Source organism: Bradyrhizobium sp. HKCCYLS2038, from assembly GCF_051167655.1.
GTDB lineage: Bacteria > Pseudomonadota > Alphaproteobacteria > Rhizobiales > Xanthobacteraceae > Bradyrhizobium.
The window spans coordinates 1-2969 of the sequence record NZ_JBNPTM010000025.1; the positions used below are offsets into that span (position 1 = coordinate 1).

3 protein-coding genes are annotated in these 2969 nt (G+C 62.9%); all 3 read left to right on the plus strand.

Translation table 11 applies throughout. The features are described 5' to 3' along the window. The first annotated feature begins 92 nt into the window (after positions 1 to 92). The 3 genes from tnpA (at position 93) to tnpC (ending at position 2935) form a co-directional block, all read left to right on the plus strand. Complete coding sequence (gene tnpA / locus ACQR1I_RS36830; protein WP_434871263.1) at positions 93 to 989, plus strand: IS66-like element accessory protein TnpA; 897 nt, start codon at positions 93 to 95, stop codon at positions 987 to 989. Continuing rightward, entirely contained in the window at positions 986 to 1339 is a 354-nt protein-coding gene (gene tnpB, locus ACQR1I_RS36835; RefSeq protein WP_434871262.1) for an IS66 family insertion sequence element accessory protein TnpB, read from the plus strand. Before tnpA ends, tnpB begins: the two co-directional genes overlap by 4 nt. A 69-nt stretch (positions 1340 to 1408) precedes the next feature. Beyond that, positions 1409 to 2935, plus strand: coding sequence for an IS66 family transposase (gene tnpC / locus ACQR1I_RS36840; protein ID WP_434871261.1), 1527 nt, complete (start codon positions 1409 to 1411; stop codon positions 2933 to 2935). Positions 2936 to 2969 lie beyond the last annotated feature (34 nt).

Consider the following 2969-nt stretch of genomic DNA (forward strand, 5'->3'; position numbering starts at 1 on the left):
ACGTCGCCCTGTAAGCGTCCGGTCCCTGCACACCTTCCCCCTCGTGTGTTGTCGTTCCATTTCGGGTTCTCTGCTGCTGTGGAGAATCTCCGGTGGGATCCAAACATTTCGAGAACAGAGCGCGCCGCGAATGGTGGTCGCTTCACATCGAAGCGTGGCGTCGCAGCGGTCTCGGGATCCGCAAATACTGCCAGCAACAACGTCTGACCGAGAACACTCTGCGCCGTTGGTTGAAGCGGATGGCCGGCAACGAGACTGCGCTTAAGCTCGAGAAATATCAGACGGAATTGCGCCGCGAGCGCGCCCGGGAAGAGCGAGAAGAGGCACTCCGAAAGCAGAAGCAGTGCAGGTTCACGGTCACCTCGGATGTGCGCAATCGGGCGTCCCAGGCATTCTGGGCGATGCATGTCGAGGCACTGAACTGGAGCGGAATGGAGCTCCGCGCCTACGCCTCGGCGATGCAGCTGTCGCCGCACTCGCTGCGCAAATGGCGCGACCGACTGGCCGCCGGCGAGGTCACGATCGACTGGCGTGCCCATCTTCATCCCTCCGCCCGTCCCGCCGTTAGCACTAGTGCTAGGAACTTACAGCCCGAATGCCGCTTGACAGCCGCCGAGATCGGCGATCCGACCGCGCCCAAAATGCCAGCCCGCCGCTTCTTCAGCGACGAGGAAAAGCTCGCGATCGCCAGGGAAACCGAGCTACCAGGCGCCAAGGTCTCTGCCGTCGCCCGCAAGCACGGCATCGTCACCGGGCTGCTGTTCCGCTGGCGCGCGCAGTTCGGCATCGCGCAAAAGAAGCGCTCCAAGCTCGCCCGGGTCGTGTTGCCCGACGACCTGCCCGCAGCACGCGCCCTGCGCGATCTCGTGCGTCCACCGGAGGGCATGATGGTCGTCGATCTCCGTGATGGACGGCGCGTCTTCGCTCCCGCCGGCAGCGATCCGGATGCGGTGCGAGCGCAGATCGAAAGCGGAGAAACAACATCATGATGTTCGTTCCTGCAGGCGTGAAGGTGCACCTGGCGCTCGGCTACACTGACATGCGCAAAGGCATGGATGGGCTCGCAATGCTGGTGCAGGACACGCTCAAGAAGGATCCGTTCTCGGGTCATCTGTTTGCCTTCCGCGGCAAGAAGGCATCGATCCTGAAGGTCCTGTTCTGGGACGGAAGCGGCCTTTGTCTGTTCACCAAACGCATCGACCAGGGCGGCTTCGTGTGGCCGGTGATGGCGGGCTATGATGGCTCGATCACGCTCACGCCGGCGCAGCTCGCGATGCTGATCGAAGGCATCGACTGGCGCGCGCCCGAGCGTGTCTGGAAGCCTGCCATTGCAGGATAATCTGCAAAATGTCGTGCTGAACTGAGTTGCGATTCTTCTACGAATCAGTGTGTTCGAGTACCATCGGACATGCAGCTCGATCTCACCAATCTCCCATCCGATCCTGAGCTTCTGCAGCGCCTGGTGCGTGACATTGCTGCTGCGATCGACCATCGCGATACTGAGATCCAGCGTCTCAAGTCCATCATCAAACAGCTGCAGCGAATGCAGTTCGGCCGCAGCTCCGAGCGCATCGATCCCGACCAGCTTGCACTCGGTCTGGAGGATCTCGACAGCGACATTGGCCGCGTCGAAGAAGCGCAACCGAAGATCACACCGGAAGCCAACTCTTCGCCGCGACGCCGCCCGCTGCCCGATCATCTGCGACGCGAAGACGTTCTGCTCGACGTGCAGGATCGAGTCTGCAGCTGCTGTAGCGGCGCTCTCCATCTGATTGGTGAGAGCGTCAGCGAGATGCTGGATTGGGTCCCGGCGCAGCTTCGCGTCCTGCGTACGACCCGTCCGAAATACGCCTGCCGAACCTGCAACAAGGTCGTGCAAGCCGGAGCGCCAGAGCGATTGATCGCTGGCGGCTTGGCGACGCCAGCGCTGCTCGCGCACGTGTTGATCAGCAAGTATTGCGATCATCTTCCGCTCTATCGGCAGTCGCAGATCTTCGACCGTCACGGCGTCGATCTCTGCCGCTCGACGCTCGCGGGCTGGGTTGGTGGCGCATGCTGGTGGCTCGAGGCCTTGCACGAACGGCTGTGCAAGAACGTGTTCGCCTCCAGCCATCTCTTTGTCGATGACACGCCGATCCCGGTGCTCGATCCTGGCCGCGGACGAACCAAGACGGGGCGGCTCTGGGTCTACGCACGCGAACAGCGACCATGGAGCGGACCCGAACCTCCGGCCGCAATCTATCTGTTCGCTCCGGATCGCAAGGCCGAGCGACCGGTCGCACATCTTGCCGCCTTCAAGGGCATCTTGCATGTCGATGGCTACCCAGGCTTCGAGCAACTGGCTGACAAGGAGGGCATCACGCTCGCCGCATGCTGGAGCCACTCGCGACGCAAGTTCTACGACGTAGCCGAAGCCACCGCGTCTCCCGTGGCAACGGAAGCCCTGCGCCGGATCGGCGAGCTCTATGCGATTGAGGCGCGCATCCGCGGGCAATCGCCCGCCTACCGTCTTGCCGAGCGCAGGACGTTCTCCAAGCCGATCGTCGACGCTCTGAATGTCTGGCTCGATACCCAGCTCCGCTTGGTCTCCGGCCGCAGCACGCTCGCCGAAGCGATCCGCTATGCGCTCTCGCGGTGGCATGGCCTGACACGCTTCCTGAACGACGGCCGCGTCGAGCTCGATACCAATCCGGTCGAGCGCGCAATCCGTCCTGTCACGCTCGGCCGCAAGAACCACCTGTTCGCGGGCAGCGACGGCGGCGGCCATCGATGGGCGGTGGTCAGCTCGCTGATCACGACCTGCAAACTGAACGACGTAGAGCCCTACGCCTACCTCCGGGACGTCCTGCAGCGGATGATCGACGGACATCCCGTCAACCGACTTGATGAGTTGCTGCCGTGGAGCTGGAAGCTGGCCGATCATATCAAGACCTGAGGTATGTGCAGCGGCCGGACGCTTACGTCGCCCT

What these genes read in the sequence shown, in the direction of transcription:
- tnpC (WP_434871261.1), top strand. Translation starts at nt 1,409, where the DNA reads ATGCAGCTCGATCTCACCAATCTCCCATCCGATCCTGAGCTTCTGCAG.
- tnpB (WP_434871262.1), top strand. Translation starts at nt 986, where the DNA reads ATGATGTTCGTTCCTGCAGGCGTGAAGGTGCACCTGGCGCTCGGCTAC.